This window comes from Virgibacillus subterraneus (assembly GCF_900110695.1).
Lineage (GTDB): Bacteria > Bacillota > Bacilli > Bacillales > Amphibacillaceae > Lentibacillus > Lentibacillus subterraneus.
This window is the reverse complement of sequence record NZ_FOEH01000004.1, coordinates 174,469-193,759: the sequence shown is the minus strand read 5'-3', so window position 1 is coordinate 193,759 and position 19,291 is coordinate 174,469. Positions and strand designations below refer to the sequence as shown.

At 37.4% G+C, this 19,291-nt stretch carries 18 protein-coding genes; 15 read left to right on the top strand and 3 right to left on the bottom strand.

Going from position 1 to position 19,291, the window contains the following annotated elements:
• Positions 1-2: 2 nt before the first annotated feature.
• The 3 genes from rpe (at position 3) to spoVM (ending at position 1,542) form a co-directional block, all read left to right on the top strand.
• Positions 3-665: a ribulose-phosphate 3-epimerase gene (gene rpe / locus BMY13_RS12795; protein ID WP_092492995.1), complete on the top strand. Its 663-nt coding sequence runs from the start codon at positions 3-5 to the stop codon at positions 663-665.
• Positions 666-669: 4 nt separating this feature from the next.
• Complete coding sequence (locus BMY13_RS12790) at positions 670-1,338, top strand: thiamine diphosphokinase (protein WP_092505054.1); 669 nt, start codon at positions 670-672, stop codon at positions 1,336-1,338.
• 120 nt (positions 1,339-1,458) lie between these two features.
• Complete coding sequence (gene spoVM / locus BMY13_RS12785; RefSeq protein ID WP_092492993.1) at positions 1,459-1,542, top strand: stage V sporulation protein SpoVM; 84 nt, start codon at positions 1,459-1,461, stop codon at positions 1,540-1,542.
• Positions 1,543-1,747: 205 nt separating this feature from the next.
• On the opposite strand, the gene rpmB is transcribed toward spoVM, so the two are convergent.
• The gene (gene rpmB, locus BMY13_RS12780; protein WP_092492992.1) at positions 1,748-1,936 is read right to left on the bottom strand and encodes a 50S ribosomal protein L28; all 189 of its coding nucleotides are present in this window, start codon (positions 1,934-1,936) and stop codon (positions 1,748-1,750) included.
• A 237-nt stretch (positions 1,937-2,173) separates the two neighbouring features.
• Here rpmB and BMY13_RS12775 point away from each other — a divergent pair, with 237 nt between their 5' ends.
• Entirely contained in the window at positions 2,174-2,536 is a 363-nt protein-coding gene (locus BMY13_RS12775) for an Asp23/Gls24 family envelope stress response protein (RefSeq protein WP_092492991.1), read from the top strand.
• A 330-nt stretch (positions 2,537-2,866) separates the two neighbouring features.
• Entirely contained in the window at positions 2,867-4,531 is a 1,665-nt protein-coding gene (locus tag BMY13_RS12770) for a DAK2 domain-containing protein (protein ID WP_092505052.1), read from the top strand.
• A 534-nt stretch (positions 4,532-5,065) separates the two neighbouring features.
• On the opposite strand, the gene BMY13_RS12765 is transcribed toward BMY13_RS12770, so the two are convergent.
• Complete coding sequence (locus BMY13_RS12765) at positions 5,066-6,349, bottom strand: NCS2 family permease (RefSeq protein ID WP_092505050.1); 1,284 nt, start codon at positions 6,347-6,349, stop codon at positions 5,066-5,068.
• A gap of 256 nt (positions 6,350-6,605) precedes the next feature.
• Between BMY13_RS12765 and sdaAB the strand changes: the two genes are divergently transcribed.
• The 9 genes from sdaAB to rnc all read left to right on the top strand — a co-directional run bounded on the left by sdaAB (position 6,606) and on the right by rnc (position 14,990).
• A complete protein-coding gene (gene sdaAB, locus BMY13_RS12760; RefSeq protein ID WP_092505048.1) occupies positions 6,606-7,268 on the top strand; it encodes an L-serine ammonia-lyase, iron-sulfur-dependent subunit beta in 663 nt (220 codons plus the stop codon).
• 27 nt (positions 7,269-7,295) lie between these two features.
• Complete coding sequence (gene sdaAA / locus BMY13_RS12755; protein WP_092505046.1) at positions 7,296-8,171, top strand: L-serine ammonia-lyase, iron-sulfur-dependent, subunit alpha; 876 nt, start codon at positions 7,296-7,298, stop codon at positions 8,169-8,171.
• 14 nt (positions 8,172-8,185) lie between these two features.
• Positions 8,186-10,219 carry an ATP-dependent DNA helicase RecG gene (recG, locus tag BMY13_RS12750; RefSeq protein ID WP_092505044.1) on the top strand — a complete coding sequence of 678 codons (2,034 nt, stop codon included), beginning with the start codon at positions 8,186-8,188 and terminating at the stop codon, positions 10,217-10,219.
• A 419-nt stretch (positions 10,220-10,638) separates the two neighbouring features.
• A complete protein-coding gene (fapR, locus tag BMY13_RS12745) occupies positions 10,639-11,220 on the top strand; it encodes a transcription factor FapR (protein WP_092492985.1) in 582 nt (193 codons plus the stop codon).
• Positions 11,217-12,224: a phosphate acyltransferase PlsX gene (gene plsX / locus BMY13_RS12740; protein WP_092492984.1), complete on the top strand. Its 1,008-nt coding sequence runs from the start codon at positions 11,217-11,219 to the stop codon at positions 12,222-12,224. The genes fapR and plsX overlap by 4 nt, the downstream gene beginning before the upstream one ends.
• Positions 12,221-13,162: an ACP S-malonyltransferase gene (gene fabD, locus BMY13_RS12735; RefSeq protein WP_092505042.1), complete on the top strand. Its 942-nt coding sequence runs from the start codon at positions 12,221-12,223 to the stop codon at positions 13,160-13,162. Before plsX ends, fabD begins: the two co-directional genes overlap by 4 nt.
• A complete protein-coding gene (gene fabG, locus BMY13_RS12730) occupies positions 13,162-13,902 on the top strand; it encodes a 3-oxoacyl-[acyl-carrier-protein] reductase (RefSeq protein WP_092505040.1) in 741 nt (246 codons plus the stop codon). Before fabD ends, fabG begins: the two co-directional genes overlap by 1 nt.
• 65 nt (positions 13,903-13,967) lie before the next feature.
• Entirely contained in the window at positions 13,968-14,204 is a 237-nt protein-coding gene (gene acpP / locus BMY13_RS12725; RefSeq protein ID WP_092492981.1) for an acyl carrier protein, read from the top strand.
• A gap of 102 nt (positions 14,205-14,306) precedes the next feature.
• Entirely contained in the window at positions 14,307-14,990 is a 684-nt protein-coding gene (rnc, locus tag BMY13_RS12720) for a ribonuclease III (RefSeq protein ID WP_092492980.1), read from the top strand.
• A gap of 334 nt (positions 14,991-15,324) precedes the next feature.
• Here the strand turns inward: rnc and BMY13_RS12715 are convergent, their stop codons facing one another.
• Positions 15,325-15,549 (bottom strand): DUF1128 domain-containing protein, encoded by a 225-nt coding sequence (locus BMY13_RS12715; RefSeq protein ID WP_092492979.1) that lies wholly within the window; start codon positions 15,547-15,549, stop codon positions 15,325-15,327.
• Positions 15,550-15,722: 173 nt separating this feature from the next.
• Here BMY13_RS12715 and smc point away from each other — a divergent pair, with 173 nt between their 5' ends.
• Positions 15,723-19,289 carry a chromosome segregation protein SMC gene (smc, locus tag BMY13_RS12710; protein WP_092505038.1) on the top strand — a complete coding sequence of 1,189 codons (3,567 nt, stop codon included), beginning with the start codon at positions 15,723-15,725 and terminating at the stop codon, positions 19,287-19,289.
• The last annotated feature ends 2 nt before the right edge of the window (positions 19,290-19,291 follow it).

The window sequence follows — 19,291 nt, the reverse complement described above, 5'->3', positions numbered from 1 at the left end:
TTATGGTAAAAATAGCACCTTCCATATTGTCAGCTGATTTTTCAAAACTAGGAGACGAAATAAAAAATGTTGAACAAGGTGGGGCGGATTATATCCATGTCGATGTAATGGACGGTCATTTTGTTCCAAACATTACAATTGGTCCATTAATAGTTGAAGCTATAAAGCCAAAAACAAAATTACCGTTAGATGTTCACTTAATGATCGAAAATCCTGATGCGTACATTCCGATGTTCGCTGAAGCCGGTGCTTCAATAATTACGGTTCATCAGGAAGCAAGCAGACATCTGCACAGGACAATACAGTTAATTAAAGATAATGGTGTAAAAGCAGGAGTAGTGTTGAATCCTGCTACTCCAGTAGACACAATTAAAGATATTTTACATGAAATTGATATGGTTTTAATCATGACGGTCAATCCTGGATTCGGTGGTCAATCATTTATTCATCATGGTGTACAAAAAATTGAGCAAGTTGCTGATTGGAGAAATGAATTTAATTTGTCCTTTGAAATCGAGGTAGATGGTGGTGTTAACAGGGACACAGCAAAGCTATGTACTGATGCGGGTGCGGATGTATTAGTTGCAGGCAGTGCAATATTTAAGCAATCTAATCGACGTCAGGCAATAGATCAGATTACACAGTCAATTGAGAAGGCGAATTGATGTTATGTCATATGTTGCAATAATGGGGAACGGACCTACGGAGTTACTTCCTGATCTTTCTTTATATATGCACACGGTGGATGTATGGATTGGAGCGGATCGAGGTGCTCTAACCCTAGCAGAAGGTAAAATGCCGCTTGACTATGCTGTAGGAGATTTTGATTCTATAAATAATATAGAAAAAAACACTGTACAAGCATATGCAAATTCATATGAAGTTTATCCTGTTGAAAAGGATCAAACCGATTTAGAAATTGCACTAACAAAGGCATATGAATTACAGCCAGAAAAAATTTATTTATTCGGTGTAACCGGAGGACGTCTCGATCATGCATTAATTAATATTCAATTACTTTACTCCATAATGAATCGGGGTATTCAAGGAGTTATTGTTGATATTCAAAATCAGCTTGAATTAACGTTCCCCGGCAGTTATGAAATAAAGCAGAATAAACGATATCCGAATATTTCTTTTATTCCATATACCCAGTATGTAAAAGGATTGACGCTAAATGGTTTTTATTATCCATTGCAAAATCAGTCGATAACGTGGGGGTCGACTCTCTGTATATCAAACAAGCTTCTTTCAAATTATGGTACTTTTTCGTATAAGGAAGGCATACTATTAATAATAAAGAGTCGTGATGCTATGTCAGATACGATTCCAATGTAAGCTTTGTTTAACAGGAAGAAAAGTTTAGAATTTTTCTTCCTGCATAAGTGTAACTAAGGCTTTCTCCATAAAGCTTGGCGAAAGCCAAGTTTTCTAATATACAGAGGAGGCGGAGAACTCATGAAATTTTATACTATTAAACTCCCAAGGTTTATCGGCGGATTTGTTCGAGTTGTCATTGGTACTTTTAAAAAGGATAGATAGGGTAAAATGAGCTTTTGTCAATTCATTTGGCAAAAGCTCATTTTTTTTGGACAAGGTTGAAAGTTAGAAGGATTTGTTTTAATGGCGGAGTTCTTAGTTGTAATTAGCAATAAAAAAGGTATTTTTACTAACTAAAAAAGCATCCAATTTAATGGATGCTTTTAAGCTATTAACTAATGTTCGATTGTTCTGATCTCAGGTATATTTATACGCGCTCTACTTTACCAGATTTCAAGGCACGAGTAGATACGTAAACACGTTTAGGTTTGCCATCTACCATAATACGAACTTTTTGCACATTAGCCTTCCAATTACGTTTGTTGGAATTCATAGCGTGAGAGCGTTGGTTTCCACTGCGAGTTTTACGTCCAGTAACAACACATTTTCTAGCCATGGTAATCCCTCCTACTCTGACATGTGTCATATAATTACTTAATTAATTTATCACATGTATCGCTAGAATGCAATTGTTATTGGGAATTATATAAAGAAAAATATCTTGACAGAACAATATAAATCATCCATTGTTATAGAGGATAAAATTTTACATAAGTGTGTCTGAAGCTTTTAAAATGAATATGCTTGTAGTAAAATATTCTTATAATGATTGGGTATTAAAGGAGGATAATTAATGTCCATTGAACTTAATACAAATGATGGTCAAGTAACTATTACGAACGAGGTTATATCTACAATTGCAGGTGGCGCAGCAGTAGAGTGTTATGGAATTGTTGGCATGGCATCAAAAAGCCAGATTAGAGATGGAATTGCTGAAATTCTTCGTAAAGAGAATTTTTCAAAGGGTGTAATTGTGCGCCAGGAAGAAAATCATCTCCATATCGATATGTATATCATTGTTAGTTATGGTACAAAAATCTCTGAAGTTGCACATAATGTACAATCACAAGTCAAATATACGTTAAACAAGTCCTTAGGATTGGCAATTGACTCGGTTAATATTTACATTCAAGGTGTCCGGGTCGCAAGGGATTAGTCTTTTCATTAGCAGTTAGGAAATATTAATACTTTCTTACTGCATATGCACAACTAAGGCTTTCGCCATTAAAGCGTGGCGAAAAGCCAAGTTTTTTAACATGTGATAACTTTGGAAAACTAAACAGCTGCTTTTTATTGAACATTTGGATAGAGCTCATAAATTACTTTTTTGTTAAACTAACTTGAAAAAATTAGTCACCAGATTATCTTGAGGCGCTTACGCTTTTCTTTCACTTTAATTCTAGTGGTTTAAAGTATAAGTGAAATAAAGGCTTTCGCCATTAATTCTTGGCGACAAGCCAAGTTTTTCGAATGAGGAGGAAGTATTTTGAAGGTACAAACGTTGAATGGCATAACGTTTACGCAAATGGTTCTCTCTGGAGCAAACCATTTGTCGAATAATGCTCAGAAAATAGATGCATTAAATGTTTTTCCAGTTCCTGATGGAGACACTGGAACAAATATGAATTTATCGATGACGTCAGGTGCAAGTGAAGTAAAGAAAATTAATAGTGAAAATGTGTCGGAAATCGCTACTGCATTTGCAAAGGGATTGCTCATGGGAGCCAGAGGTAACTCTGGTGTGATTCTATCTCAATTATTTCGCGGATTTGCTAAAGGATTAGAAAATAAAGAAACCGTATCATCCAAAGACATGGCAAATGCATTTGATAGCGGAGTAGACACTGCTTATAAAGCTGTAATGAAGCCTGTTGAAGGTACCATTTTAACAGTTGCTAAGGATGCTGCTAAAGTAGCGATTAGCAAAGCGAAAACAGAAAAAGATGTAATCGCTTTAATGGAAGAAGTCGTTAAAGAAGCAAAGGCATCATTGAAACGTACACCAGATCTTTTACCTGTGCTTAAAGAAGTGGGAGTTGTAGATTCTGGTGGACAAGGTCTTTTAACAATTTATGAAGGATTTCTTGCTGCTCTAAAAGGTGAAGAATTACCAGAACAGGATGCTGATGCAGCAGAAATGGAAGAAATGGTAAATGCTGAACATCATAAAATTGCACAAGATTTCATGGATACATCCGAAATTGAATTTGGTTACTGTACTGAGTTCATGGTCAAGTTTGAAGAAGATAAATTAAATGAAAATCCATTTGATGAAGAAACATTTCGTAATGAACTTAGTGAGCATGGTGATTCACTTCTTGTTGTGGCAGATGATGAAATAGCAAAAGTTCATGTTCATGCAGAATATCCTGGATCAGTAATGACTCTTGGGCAACGTTTTGGCAGTTTAATTAATATGAAAATTGAAAACATGCGTGAACAGCATACAGCAATTGTTGGAAGCCAAGATACAGAGGCTACCCCAAAAGCGCAAGCTGAATATGGAATTGTAACTGTTGCTATGGGATCTGGACTGACTTCTTTATTTGAAAGCCTTGGTGCGTCTGTTGTAATCGAAGGCGGGCAGACGATGAATCCAAGTACACAGGACATTACAAATGCAATTGAAAAAGCTAATGCTAAAAATGTACTTATACTTCCAAATAATAAAAATATTGTAATGGCTGCTGAGCAAGCTGCAGAACTAGCTGAAGTAAGTGCTGAAGTTGTTCCAACAAAGACAATTCCACAAGGGATAAGTGCATTGCTTGCCTTTCATCCAGATAGTGATATCAAGAACAACAAAGAAGCAATGGAAGAAGCAAGTACACAGGTTAAAACGGGTCAAGTTACATATGCTGTACGCGATACGCAAATTGATGGTATTACAATTGAAAAGAATCATTTTATGGGTATTGCAGATGGAAAGATTAAAGGATCCAATCAAGATAAAATAGAAACTGTTAAATTATTACTGAATGAAATGATTACAGAGGATGATGAAATTCTAACTATTCTTCAAGGTGAGGATGCAAGTGCTGAAGAAGTGGAATTAATTGAGAAGTATATTGAAGAGACGTATGAAGATATGGAAATTGAAATACACAATGGAAACCAGCCGATTTATTCGTTTATTTTTTCAGTAGAATAAACAAGCCTCGTCTTTTTGTGGTACACAAATAGTAAAAACGTAGAGTAAATTGGGCATTGAATTGGATAGCAATTTGATGCTCTTTTTTATATTTTGGTATATAGCTCTCATCTAAATTTTGCTTTAAAATGTTAGGTGATATGGTGGATCTTTAATGTACAACTGAAATAACCCATTTTCTGTGGACGAGCTTGGAAATCCCCATCGTTCGTCCTGAGTGAAGAGGCTTGCAAAATATATAAGGATGATCGATTAAGTATAAGGCACTTCCTGGGAATGCGATTACTCGCCCCATCTCATCGAAGCGACAGCTGAAGATCCCTCAGGAAACTGAAGCGTTGCCCGCGGAAAGCGGAATGTATCTCTGGAGCGGTGGCATAGCACTCAAGTATTTCCTCGCATTAATTTGCAGCTTATATCAAACACTTGTTAAGATTTATTGTTTGCAAAAGCTGAAATCAACTATATTAAAAAAATAGCAGTTCAATTAATGGTACAAGTTGCGTTTTGTACGTGAAATTGAACTGCTTACTTTTAAATTCCGGTTATTTTTATGATAAAGTCAAACAGAAACAATGCTGAGATAATAATTAATGTGATAGATAGTTCCTTCTGTTTACCTACAGCAAGCTTAACAATTGGGTATGCAATAAAACCAAATGCCATCCCATCCGCTATACTGTACGTAAACGGTATTAATGCGACGATTAAGAAGGCTGGCAGTGCTTCAGATAAATCATCCAATGGAACGTGTCTGATATTCTGCGCCATTAAAACCCCAACAATGATTAATATTGGGCTAATAGCAGCATTTGGTATCATGGATATCCATGGAATAATAAAAATCGTTGCTAAAAATAGTAATCCAGCTGTTACAGAAGCTTTTCTTGACCTACCATTTGATGCTATTACAGCCGCATTCTCTGCCGCTGATACAGTTGGTGATGTACCAAAAAATGCGCAAGTAAGCGATGAGAATGCAGTTACTTGATATGCTTTTTTATAGCTGTCGTTACGTTCCAACATATGAAGCTGTCCATGCAATAATCCCATGTTTTCGAAGATAAGAATCATCGCTAAAGGAAAGATTGCCAGCCAGAATGCAAGCTCATCAACTGCTGTAAATGATGGAACAAATAACATTTCACCCATATTAATACTCACAGTACTTTTTCCAGTGTCCAGAATACCGAAGAAATGCGCAAATATAGTCCCGCTTATCATCGTAATTAGGAAGTTAGCTGGGATATTCTTAATAAATAAAAATATAGCAATGAATAATGTTAATAAACTTACGATGACAGTAGGTGAAGTGAAATCACCAATAGCAACAATGGTGTTCTCACCACTGATAACAAGTTCGCTTTTTTCTAAGCCTATTAAGATTAGGAAAAAGCCTAGTCCTACTGTAATTGCATGTTTTAATGATTCAGGAATTGCTTCTTTTAGTAGGACACCTAAGCGACTAAACGCAGTAATTATAAATAATACAGAAGCAATCATTACAACTGCTAAGCCTTCTTGAAACGTTAATCCTGCACCTTCGACAATGGAATAGGCAAATAATGCATTAATCCCCATCCCAGGAATCAGAATCAATGGGAGCTTAGCAAATAATCCCATCAGAATTGTTCCGACAAAACTTGCCATTATCGTTGCAAGCATTCCAGCTTCAAGTGAAATCCCTGCTTCACTTAGGATAGACCCATTTACAGCAACAATATAGACTGTAGTAAGGTAGCCAACCAAACCGGCAACAATTTCTGTTCGCCATTTACCATTAGTAGCTTCTAACTCAGTGTTGTTATTATAAGGCATCTAATCTCCTCAAATTTCTAACTGTCCCTCTCCCACCCGACTATATATAGTGTACTCAATAGTTAAATGAATACACTCTTAATGTATAATCCACAAATAGTTATTATATGTTCCCCTTCAAAAAAAGTCAATGAAGTCAAGCAGTAAGTTAGACTTGAGGAAAATAAAGCTCAATTCAACCCTCGGGTGATTATTAGATGGGTTTTTGTTATAATTAGCAATGGAGAGAAATTTATTTTGGGGACGGTGTTGATTCGTGAAGTATAATTCAGTCTTTGATATTATTGGACCAGTTATGATTGGTCCTTCTAGTTCACATACAGCAGGTGCAGCAAGAATAGGAAAAGCTGCACGTAACTTATTCGGTGAAGAGCCAAAATGGGCAAGAATTCATTTATATGAATCATTTGCTAAAACTTATAAAGGACACGGAACAGACTTTGCTTTAGTTGGTGGATTGTTAGGGTACGAAACAGATGATACACGAATGAATCAAGCATTGGTAACTGCGAAAGAGAAAAATATCGATGTTCAATTTATTGAGGATAGTGCGGCTGTTGACCATCCCAATACTGCGCGGCTAGTTATTGGAAATGATACAGATCAACTTGAGCTTGTAGGTATATCTATCGGGGGCGGAAAAGTAGAAATCACTGAATTAAATGGTTTCGAATTACGGTTATCAGGCAATCACCCAGCAATTCTTATCATGCATAATGATCGCTATGGAGCTATTGCTTCTGTAACCAAAATTTTGGCTAAAAATGAGATTAACATTGGACATATGGAAGTGAACCGCAAAGATGTTGGAAAAGAAGCATTAATGGTTATTGAGGTCGACCAAAATGTGGAAGATACTATTTTAAAAGAGTTAGAGAGTGCTGATCATATTATTCAGATCTCAAAAATAGTGAGCTAATCGGCAATAGAGAGGAGTTTTCATCATATGTTTCGTAATGCTGCAGAATTAGTAGAAATGGCAGAAAAGGAAGATGTTTTAATATCTGAAATTATGATTCGTCAAGAGATGGAAGTAAAAGATAAATCACGTGAAGAAGTTTATTCCGAAATGGAAAAGAATCTGGAAGTGATGGAAAGAGCAGTAGAAGATAGCCTTAAAGGTGTAGAATCTGTTACTGGATTAACTGGCGGGGATGCAGTTTTAATTCAAAATTATATGAAGGAAAAGACTCCACTATCAGGTAATCTATTAATGGATGCTGTTAGTAAGGCAATGGGTACCAATGAAGTGAATGCAGCAATGGGTACAATTTGTGCAACACCAACTGCCGGGAGTGCAGGCTGTGTACCTGGGACATTATTTGCTGTTAAGAACCAGTTGAATCCGACGCGTGAACAAATGATACGCTATCTTTTTACTTCTGGTGCATTTGGATTTGTTGTTGCGAACAATTCGTTTATTTCTGGGGCTGCTGGCGGATGTCAGGCAGAAGTAGGCTCAGCAGGAGCAATGGCATCTGCTGCAATAGTTGAAATGGCCGGTGGAACGCCGCAGCAATCAGCTGAGGCATTTGCTATGACACTGAAGAATATGCTTGGTCTTGTTTGTGACCCAGTTGCGGGTCTTGTTGAAGTGCCTTGTGTAAAACGAAATGCTGGGGGGGCTTCACTTGCTATTGTATCAGCAGATATGGCTTTAGCTGGTGTTACAAGCAGAATTCCGTGTGATGAAGTAATTGGTGCCATGTACCGTATTGGGAAGCAAATGCCATCAAGCTTGCGTGAGACAGGTGAAGGCGGACTAGCAGATACCCCGACAGGACGTCTATTAAAAGAGAAAATATTCGGTATGTCCGTTTAGAAAGAGTGATTAACGTGCTAAGCGATCCAGTAATACAATTAAAAGGGGTAGGTGATAAATTTGCAGGAAATCTGGCAGAGATGAATCTTCATACTGTGGAAGATTTGCTGTATTATTTCCCCAACCGCTACGATGTATTTGAAATTAAACCTCTTAGCGAATTAATTCATGAAGATAAAGTTACAATCGAGGGAAGGGTAGTGAATGAGCCTTCCCTTACTTTTTATGGAAAGAAAAAGTCCCGGTTAACTTTTAATGTAGAAGTCGAGAATGTAGCGATTAAGGCTGTTATGTTTAACCGTGCATTTGCCAAAAAACAAATTAATGCAGGTGACACAATTACATTAACTGGTAAATGGGATGCACACCGTCTGCAAATAACTGTCAATAATTATAATAAAGGCCCGGCATCTGAACAAACTGCGATCCAGCCAATGTACCCGCTCAAGGGTGACGTAACAAACTATAAATTAAAGAAAACGATACAGTCCGCTATTAGCGAATATGGAGCTGAGATCACTGAAATTTTACCAAGTTATTATTTGGAAACTTATAAACTTCCAGAACGACGAAGTGCGGTAACTACTATGCATTTTCCTAAGAATAGAATTGATCTAAAACATGCAAGACGAAGATTTACATATGAAGAATTTTTATTATTTCAGCTAAGAATGCAGTTATTAAGAAAAATTAAACGTGAGGCGACAGAAGGTAATGCTCAGCACTATAACGCGATGCAAGTCCAGGAATTTATTGATACTTTCCCGTTCTCTTTAACCAATGCGCAACAAAAATCATTAAATCAAATTCTGGCGGACATGAAATCACCCTACCGAATGAATCGTCTTTTACAAGGTGATGTTGGTTCTGGCAAAACAGCAGTGGCAGCAATTTGCCTATACGCTGCAATAACTGCTGGTAAGCAAGGAGCCTTAATGGTACCAACAGAAATATTGGCCGAGCAGCACTATCAATCACTTACAGAATTGTTCGGTGATAAAGCGACAATCGTATTATTGACCGGTTCTGTAAAGGGGAAAAAAAGAAAAGAAATGACTGCCGCAATTGATAATCATGAGGTAGATATTGTTATAGGGACGCATGCTCTAATTCAGGATGATGTTTTCTTTGATAATCTTGGTTTTGCTATTGTTGACGAGCAGCATCGGTTTGGGGTTAAGCAACGCCGTACACTACGTGATAAGGGGTTAAATCCTGATGTTTTATTTATGACAGCTACCCCTATCCCACGAACATTAGCAATTACTGCCTTTGGCGATATGGATGTTTCAGTAATTGATGAAATGCCATCAGGAAGAAAAGAAATTGAAACATACTGGACAAAAGAAAATACGCTTGATCGGGTACTCGGATTCATTGAAAAACGTGTTAATCAAGGTGAACAAGCCTATGTTATATGTCCGTTAATTGAAGAGTCAGACAAGATGGATATTCAAAATGCCGTTGACCTTTTTCACCAATTACAAGAATTTTATTCAAATTCTTTAAAAGTTGGGCTTATGCATGGACGACTTACAGCCGATGAAAAAGATGAGGTCATGAAACAATATGCAGCAAATGAAATTCAAGTATTGGTCTCGACAACTGTTGTTGAAGTGGGAGTGAATGTCCAAAACGCAACAATTATGGTTATTTATGATGCAGAGCGTTTTGGCTTATCCCAGTTACATCAGCTTAGAGGGCGCGTAGGTCGTGGAAATAAACAAAGCTATTGTATTCTAATTGCTGATCCAAAAGGAGAAGTCGGAAAAGAACGGATGCGTATTATGACTGAAACTAATAACGGCTTTGAGTTATCCGAGCAGGATTTAAAGCTCCGTGGTCCGGGTGATTTCTTTGGCAAAAAACAAAGTGGTCTGCCAGACTTCAAGGTAGCAGATATGATTCATGATTATCGCGCTTTAGAAACTGCCAGGCAGGACGCGCAGGAAATAATTGAGAAGAATTTACTGGAGGAAAATAGTGAATTTTATCAACTAAGAGTTAACTTGGAAAACGATACATTTCTTCATGATAAACTCGATTAATTGTTAACTTGCATATTTAGACTTGGTATTATATATTACTATTAGTACCAAGTCATAGTATTAGCAGTAATACCACATTTTTTATTAGGATATTATAAAATGGAAGCGTTGTGTACAACTGAACTTAATAAATAAGCCATGTTCAGCTTCAGTGACCAGTGACTAGTGGACTTCCTACTCCTCCTTACGATAAGGTAACATCGAATCGAATGACGAAGGATGGCCGACTAAAAACGGGCTTTGCTCCCAACGTCCGCACACCCCTATGAAGGGCGTGTTGCCTTTATCTCAGGTAAAGGGAGATCGACTAAAATCGCCGCGATACGCGGCAACGTCAGACCCACCCGCGATGCGCGGGCGCAGTCCATACGTCACTAAACGGTCACTTACGCTTTTGTTTATTTGGATGGTGCCATTAAATGAAGATAAGTAAAATGGAACGGCAGCGATTATTAAAAGAAACGATTGAAAATACTCCATTTATTACTGATGACGATTTATCAAAAAAATTCAATGTTAGTATTCAAACAATTCGTCTGGACCGAATGGAACTATCGATTCCTGAGCTTCGCGAGCGTATTAAGTCAGTTGCGACATACCAATGGAACGAAACAGTGAAAGCACTAACTTTAGATGAAGTAATTGGGGAAATTATTGATTTGGAATTAGATAATCGGGCAATTTCAATATTAGTAATCAATAAAGAACATGTTTTTTCGAGAAATAAGATAGCGAGGGGACATCATTTGTTTGCTCAAGCAAACTCACTTGCTGTTGCCGTTATTAATGATGAACTTGCATTAACAGTAAAATCTGAACTTAAGTTTACCCGTCAGGTTAATGAGGGAGAACGTGTGGTTGCTAAAGCCTTTGTAGAAGAAGTGAGCGATAAAGGTTTAACGGTTGTCCGGGTGAACAGCTTCGTTGAAAACGAAAAAGTGTTTACTGGGTTATTTCATATGTATCGCTCAAATGATCAAAAAGGGGACAATCTAAAATGAAAATAGCAATTGATGCCATGGGAGGCGACCATGCACCTAAGGAAATTGTCTTAGGAGCGATGGATGCTGTTTCCCAAATTGAAAATTTAACGATAAACTTAATAGGTGATGAGAAAAAAATAAACGAATATTTAACCAATTCAAAAAATATTAATGTTATTCATACGGATGAAGTAATTACTGCTGCCGATGAACCTGTTCGAGCGGTACGGCGTAAAAAAAACTCTTCACTTGTATTAATGGGTAAAGAAGTAAAGGAACATCGGGCTGATGCATGTATATCTGCCGGGAATACTGGTGCCCTTATGAGCGCTGGACTATTTGTAGTGGGAAGAATATCAGGAATTGACCGCCCCGCACTTAGCCCGACATTGCCAACAATAGACGGAAAAGGCTTTTTATTACTTGATGTTGGAGCAAATGTAGATGCAAAAGCTCATCATCTTGTTCAATACGCAATTATGGGATCCATTTATACGGAAAAAGTGCGCGCTATTACTAACCCAACAGTAGGATTATTAAACGTTGGTACTGAAGACGGGAAAGGAAATGAGCTTACTAAAAAGGCGTTTTCTCAATTAAAAAAAGCCCCAATTAATTTCATTGGGAATGTTGAAGCCCGAGACATATTATCAGGAACCGCTGACGTAGTTGTGACAGATGGATTTAGCGGAAATATTGCACTTAAAACTATTGAAGGTACTGCAATGACAATGTTCTCGATGCTTAAAGAAACCTTTATGTCTTCTGTTAAAACAAAAATTGCCGCCGGAATGGTGAAAAGTGATTTGAAGGGGCTGCAAGGAAAGTTGGATTATTCAGAGTATGGCGGCGCTGGATTATTTGGTCTTTCTGCACCTGTAATTAAGGCACACGGTTCGTCTAATCGCCGTGCAGTATACAATGCAATTAAACAGGCAGCACATATGGTTGAATTTAACGTAACTAATACAATTGAAACTACTATGGAATCCATTGATTTGGAGGAGGGGGAGAGCGAATGAAACGAATAGCATTTATGTTCCCAGGACAAGGATCACAAACAGTGGGCATGGGGAAAGCATTTTATGATGAATATACTGAAATACAAGAATTATTTCGTGAAGCGGATCAGCTTTTAGACTCAGAGATATCAACTATTATGTTCGATGGTTCTAAGGAAATATTAACAGAAACCGAAAATGCTCAGCCCGCATTATTACTTTCGGGTTTTGCTGTACATACGTTACTCTTAAAAGAAGGAATAAAGCCTGACATGGCTGTTGGTCATAGTCTTGGAGAATATAGTGCACTAGTCGCAGCGGGTTCGATTTCCTTCAAAGAAGCATTACCTCTTGTTGCTTCACGAGGTAAGTTGATGGAAGAAGCGTTTCCAATGGGAAAAGGAGCAATGGCAGCGGTTCTTGGTATGTCTGAGGGGGATATAAAACAAACTCTTCAACATCTGGATGAAGATGAAGTTGTTGATATTGCCAACCTAAATTGCCCTGGTCAGATTGTTATTTCCGGGTCTAAAGAAGGAATTGAAACAGCAAGCACGCTTTTAAAAGAAAATGGTGCAAAACGTGTTTTACCACTTAATGTTAGTGGTCCATTCCATTCCAGACTTATGAAGACAGCTAATGAGCAGTTTTCAAAAGAGTTAAATGATATAGATTTTAATGATGCACGCATCCCAGTTTATGCGAATGTTTCTGCTCAACCAGTAACTGAAAAGGAAGAAATAAAAGATTTACTAATCAGGCAGCTTTATTCACCTGTTAGATTTGAAGAATCCATCCGTAATATGATTGATGATGGTGTGGATGCCTTTGTTGAGGTAGGTAATGGTAAAGTATTAAGTGGTTTAGTGAGGAAAATTGACCGTAACGTTAAAACATTTGCAGTACAGGATCCAGCATCGTTAAACGATTTTATTTCGTGGTATAAGGAGGACTTGTAATGTTACAAGGGAAAAACGCACTAATAACTGGTGCTTCACGAGGTATCGGTCGCTCCATTGCCCTGGAATTAGCAAAACAAGGTGCAAATGTGGCAGTAAATTATTCTGGCAGTGAAGAAAAAGCACAATCTGTTGTTGATGAAATTAAGCAATTGGGTGTAAAATCATTTAAGGTACAGGCAGATGTTGCAAACGAAGAAAACGCTAAAGCAATGGTTAAAGAAGTTGTAAGTCAATTTGGCAGTTTGGACATCTTAGTTAATAATGCTGGAATTACACGGGATAATTTGATAATGCGAATGAAGGAAGATGAATTCGATCAAGTGATTAACACTAACCTCAAAGGAGTATTCCAATGTACCAAAGCTGTTTCAAGACAGATGATGAAACAAAAAGCCGGTAGAATTGTTAATGTTGCTTCAATCGTAGGTGTGAGTGGAAACCCGGGGCAGGCTAACTATGTTGCAGCTAAAGCTGGCGTTATCGGACTGACGAAATCCACTGCAAAAGAATTCGCATCGCGCAATATCTTGGTTAACGCTGTTGCGCCTGGTTTTATTTCAACAGATATGACAAATGAACTAACTGATGAGCAAAAAGAAAGTATGCTTGCAATGGTTCCATTAGCGAAACTTGGTGAACCAGAAGATGTGGCAAAAGTTGTACGTTTCCTCACATCAGATGATGCCAATTACATTACTGGACAAACCATTCATATTGATGGTGGAATGGTAATGTAGTGTAAAAGCAGATTGTGAGCTTGCTTAGTATGAAAGATATTATCCTCGAAGGGGGGTGAAGTATTATGGCAGATGTATTTGATCGTGTAAAAAATATCATCGTTGATCGTCTTGATGTGGAAGAATCTAAAGTAAAAATGGAAGCCTCTTTCAAAGATGACTTAGAAGCTGACTCATTAGACGTTGTTGAGCTTGTTATGGAGCTTGAAGATGAATTTGATATGGAAATAGCAGACGAAGAAGCAGAGAAAATTAATACTGTGGGTGATGCTGTTAACTACATAAACAGTATTCAATCATAAATATAGTTGAAAGTCTCGCAAATGCGGGACTTTCCGTATATTTAATATTTCAGATTAATTTTTTGCTAAGCAAAATAAATAGTACAGAGTGGTGATAATGATATGAATATTTCATCGTTGCAAGAACAACTTGATATTACATTTAATGACCATGACTTAATCAGACAGGCTTTTACACATTCATCTTATGTGAATGAGCATCGTGAAGAATCGTTTTCGGATAATGAACGTTTGGAGTTTTTAGGAGATGCCGTTTTGGAATTAGGTGTTTCTCAATATCTGTATCGAAACCAGAATAGCATGGCTGAAGGAGATCTAACTAAACTACGAGCTTCAATTGTTTGTGAACCATCTTTAGTCAATTTTGCCCGTGAATTGAATTTCGGGGAATATATACGGTTAGGAAAAGGTGAGGAACAAACAGGTGGTCGGGATCGTCCAGCTTTATTGGCAGACGTTTTTGAAGCGTTCCTTGGAGCATTGTATCTGGATAAGGGATACGATGTTGCTACCCAATTTTTAGAGAAATATGTATTTCCGAAAATAAAAACTGGTGCTTTTTCGCATGCGATGGATTACAAGAGCCAACTGCAAGAGCTTGTGCAGCAACATAAAATTCATAACATAGAATATAGTATCGTGGAAGAAAATGGCCCTTCCCATGACAAGGAGTTTGTTTCACAGGTACTAATTAAAGGTGATGTTGCAGGAGTTGGTGTTGGTCGTACAAAAAAAGAAGCCGAGCAACGTGCAGCAAAGAATGGATTGGATAGCTATAACGATTAAGAAATATTAAAGAATAAACCAGAGAATCATTTGATTCTCTGGCCTTTTACATAGTTTAAAACTATAAAATTTATTGCTGGTATAACTGAACTACAAAACCAGCCACGTCAGATACGACATACAGGACGCACTAGTGCCGGTGAGGCCAAAGGACGTGTCGTTTTAAACGACCAGCCCGCCTAGAGACTAATGGACTTATCACACCGTCTCTACAATAAGAAATAAAGGTGACTAAGACCGCCACTGTGGCCACGTCCTCGAACCATCCGCAAAGTTGAGCGCATTGTATACGCGCTTAACAGGCGTTTTGCGCTTTTAATTTAATGGATTTATGTTATGATTTCCTTACAGACCGTAATTCATCAATAAATGCTTGTGTTTCTGAAGCACTTAACTGCCCCTTCTGCGTAATCATATCATACATAAATTTAATGTCCTCGTATTTTTCCAAATCATAATCTTCCGGATCCATAATGGTGCGGTTAACGACATTCAACATCTCTGCAAGTTCATCGAGGATAAACTTTAAGTTTTCTTGTGATGGATTCTCCAAATTCATGTAAACACCTCATCTAATTAGTTTGACAATAACAAAAGCAATAAATCACGTATGTACTTGGCTATGCCTTCTTTTGTGCCTATGTTTATGATAAAATAAATGCGGTAAAAAGCCAAATTTTATATGGTACATAAAATTTTACTTTATCTCGGCAAGAAATAGGAGAATGTATAATGTATTTAAAACGATTAGAAAGTGTAGGATTCAAATCATTTGCTGAACGGATCAATGTTGATTTTGTTCCCGGTGTTACAGCAGTAGTTGGCCCAAATGGAAGTGGAAAAAGTAATATAACGGATGCAATCAGATGGGTACTTGGGGAGCAATCAGCAAGATCCTTACGTGGTTCCAAAATGGAAGATATTATTTTCCAGGGAAGTGATTCCAGAAAGCCCTTGAATGTTGCCGAGGTCACTCTAGTACTAGATAATAGTGATCAGGCGCTTCCACTTGACTATGAAGAAGTTAGTGTTACACGTCGTGTATACCGTTCAGGAGAAAGTGAATTTTATATTAATAAACAAGCCTGTCGATTGAAAGATATCGTGGAATTATTTATGGATTCAGGTCTTGGTCGTGAAGCATTCTCGATTATAAGTCAGGGAAAAGTAGAGGAAATTTTAAGTTCCAAAGCAGAAGAACGACGAACTATTTTTGAAGAGGCAGCGGGCGTACTTAAATACAAACAGCGCAAGAAAAAGGCGGAATATAAATTAGCTGAAACACAAGAGAATTTAAATCGTGTAGAAGATATTATATATGAAATAGAGCAACAAATAGATCCCCTAGAAGAACAAGCTGAAACCGCTAAGAAATATTTGGATAAGAAAGAACAACTGAAACAACAAGAAATCTCGCTTCTTGTTACGGAAATTGAACAACTTCATGAACAGTGGCAAGCGTTACTCGATGAATTAGATAAAGAAAAAATGAATGAAATTAATTTAAAAACGTCAATACAGCAAAAAGAAGCAAAACTGGAAAAAGAACGTCAGGAAATTCATGATCTTGATGAAGAAATCGAAAATCTGCAGGCAAATCTTTTAACAACAACACAACAACTTGAACAACTTGAAGGCAAAAAACAGGTACATAATGAACGAACAAAACATTTTGCTGAAAACAAAGAAAAGCTGGAATCACAGAAAAATGAAACTGCAAATCGTATCGATAAACTAAAAGATGAACTAAATGAAAAAAATGAACAACTTTCATCTTTACAAGCGGAACGAAATAATACAAAACAGCAGGTTGAACAATTAGAAGAAAAGTTGACAACAGATAGAGAAAACATTGCTGAGCAAATCGAAGAACTGAAATCAGAATATATTGAGTTTCTAAATAAGCAAGCTGCAAAGCGAAATGAAAAACAATCGATTGAACAGCAGCAACAGCAGATTTCTGGCAAAAAAAATAAACAGGCAGAGAAATTTGAGGATTTGCTTATACAACGAACCGAGCTTACGAATCAAAAAGATAAACTGCAGTCTGACTATTCAGCTCAAGAAAAAAAATATAACGCTATGGCATCAGTTATACAACAATTGAAGGAAAAGTTGAGTACTGACCGACAAGAATTTCAAGAAGCACAGACGAAGCTATATCAAGGCTATCAATATATTGAGAAGTTAAAATCCAAACAAGAAATGCTTGAAGATATGAAAGAAGATTATCAAGGATTCTTCTATGGTGTGAAGGCCGTTTTGAAAGCACGCGAGGAACGGAAACTTGATGGTATCTCTGGTGCTGTGATTGAACTGGTTGATGTACCTAAAACATATATTACAGCAATTGAAACAGTACTCGGTGCTCAAGCTCAGCATGTAGTTGTAAACGATGATACGGCAGCTCGTAATGCGATTAGCTGGCTTAAAAAAACAAGTAATGGACGAGCAACCTTTTTACCATTATCCTCAATAAAAGCCCGTTTTGTGCCACAAGATGTATTAACAAAAGTGCAGAACCACGATGGTTTTATTGGTGTCGCTGCGGATTTAGTATCTGCACATAATGACTTTCAAAAAGCAGTCAATCACTTAATGGGGCATGTAATAATCGCGAAAACATTGCGAGATGCTAACGAAATCGCAAAAATTGTTATGCGTAAATACCGTATTGTTACACTTGAGGGTGACGTTGTTAATCCAGGAGGTTCAATGTCTGGTGGAGCGCAGAAGAAATCAAATCAGTCTTTATTCACAAGAGAAAAAGATTTGCAGGAAGTAACAGATAAATTAAGTGAATTTCAGAAGAAGGCTACTGCATTTGAACAGAAAGTTGACAAACAAAAGCAGCAAATTGATACGACAGAAAAGGAATTAGTAGATGAAGAACACGCTATTACGAATGAGCATCAAATGCTCCAGGAAATTCGATCCTCGTACAAAGAGGTGGAAATGAAACTGGTGTCACTTAATGATAGTCTTACGTTATATGATCAAGATAAACAGCAATTTGATCATGATAACGAGGAATTAGAATCCCGTGATAAGCAACTTTCAAGTGAACTAGATGATATTTCAAATCAGCTTGTAATGGTGCAAAATCAGATTAATGAACTTACTGAACAAGAAGCGGATTTTAAAGAAAATCAAGAGCAATTGCAGCAGGACTTTCAAAAAGCACAAGTAACTTTAGCTGAACAGGAAGAACGTTTGAGGAGCCAACGTGAAAAAACGAATACGGTTAGTGATCAATTAACAGAATACAAAGCCCAATTTGAAAAATACGCAAGCGATTTAAATGACTTACTTGAAATGCAAAATTCCACAGAAACCGAAGCTGATATTGATCAGAACATCAAGTTGGCTAAGGATGATAAGGAAGCTTTAACGAGTAAAATCCAGTATATGCGTTCCAATAGAGCAGAAAGAACACAGCTTATGCAGGATCAAGAAAGAGAGTTAAAAGAAGAGAACACAAAGCATCAATCATTTATGCAAGAAATTCAGCAAAAAGAAGTTAAAGCGAACCGTTTAGATGTAGAGCTGGAGAATAGGCTGTCGCAACTGCAATCAGATTATACGATTACGTTTGAAAAAGCTAAACAGACCTACGATAAGACAGAGGATATTGAAGAGACTAAATCAATGGTGAATCAAATTAAACAAGCGATTGACCAGCTTGGAACAGTGAATTTGGGTGCGATTGATGAATATGACCGTATTTCTGAGCGTTATGACTTTTTATCTGAGCAAAAGAATGACTTAGTGGAAGCAAAACAAACGTTATATACCGTGATCTCAGAAATGGATGAGGAGATGCAAAAGCGATTCGGTGAAACGTTCAATCAGATAAAGGACGAGTTCGCTGTTGTTTTTGAGCAATTGTTTGGAGGCGGTCGTGCTGAGTTGAAGCTAACCGACCCAAGTAATCTTTTGGATACAGGTGTAGAAATTATTGCACAGCCACCAGGTAAAAGACTGCAGCATTTAGGTCTGCTTTCTGGTGGTGAACGCGCATTAACAGCAATAGCGTTACTATTTTCGATATTACGAGTTCGTCCTGTACCGTTCTGTGTATTAGATGAGGTAGAAGCAGCACTTGATGAAGCGAATGTTACAAGGTTTGCAAAATATGTCAATGCGTATAGTGAAAATACGCAATTTATTGTAATCACACACCGAAAAGGTACAATGGAAGAGGCAAATGTATTATATGGTGTCACAATGCAAGAGTCTGGAGTATCACGTTTAGTATCTGTTCGGCTAGAAGATACGAAAGAATTAGTTAACTCGTAGGG

Bases quoted from the DNA above. Each gene is read 5' to 3' on its own strand.
- fabG (WP_092505040.1), top strand. From the start codon at position 13,162: ATGTTACAAGGGAAAAACGCACTAATAACTGGTGCTTCACGAGGTATC.
- sdaAA (WP_092505046.1), top strand. From the start codon at position 7,296: ATGTTTCGTAATGCTGCAGAATTAGTAGAAATGGCAGAAAAGGAAGAT.
- BMY13_RS12715 (WP_092492979.1), bottom strand. From the start codon at position 15,549: ATGAATTTGGAGAATCCATCACAAGAAAACTTAAAGTTTATCCTCGAT.
- rpmB (WP_092492992.1), bottom strand. From the start codon at position 1,936: ATGGCTAGAAAATGTGTTGTTACTGGACGTAAAACTCGCAGTGGAAAC.
- rpe (WP_092492995.1), top strand. From the start codon at position 3: ATGGTAAAAATAGCACCTTCCATATTGTCAGCTGATTTTTCAAAACTA.
- BMY13_RS12790 (WP_092505054.1), top strand. From the start codon at position 670: ATGTCATATGTTGCAATAATGGGGAACGGACCTACGGAGTTACTTCCT.
- spoVM (WP_092492993.1), top strand. From the start codon at position 1,459: ATGAAATTTTATACTATTAAACTCCCAAGGTTTATCGGCGGATTTGTT.
- acpP (WP_092492981.1), top strand. From the start codon at position 13,968: ATGGCAGATGTATTTGATCGTGTAAAAAATATCATCGTTGATCGTCTT.
- plsX (WP_092492984.1), top strand. From the start codon at position 11,217: ATGAAAATAGCAATTGATGCCATGGGAGGCGACCATGCACCTAAGGAA.
- BMY13_RS12765 (WP_092505050.1), bottom strand. From the start codon at position 6,349: ATGCCTTATAATAACAACACTGAGTTAGAAGCTACTAATGGTAAATGG.
- fapR (WP_092492985.1), top strand. From the start codon at position 10,639: ATGAAGATAAGTAAAATGGAACGGCAGCGATTATTAAAAGAAACGATT.
- fabD (WP_092505042.1), top strand. From the start codon at position 12,221: ATGAAACGAATAGCATTTATGTTCCCAGGACAAGGATCACAAACAGTG.
- smc (WP_092505038.1), top strand. From the start codon at position 15,723: ATGTATTTAAAACGATTAGAAAGTGTAGGATTCAAATCATTTGCTGAA.
- rnc (WP_092492980.1), top strand. From the start codon at position 14,307: ATGAATATTTCATCGTTGCAAGAACAACTTGATATTACATTTAATGAC.
- BMY13_RS12775 (WP_092492991.1), top strand. From the start codon at position 2,174: ATGTCCATTGAACTTAATACAAATGATGGTCAAGTAACTATTACGAAC.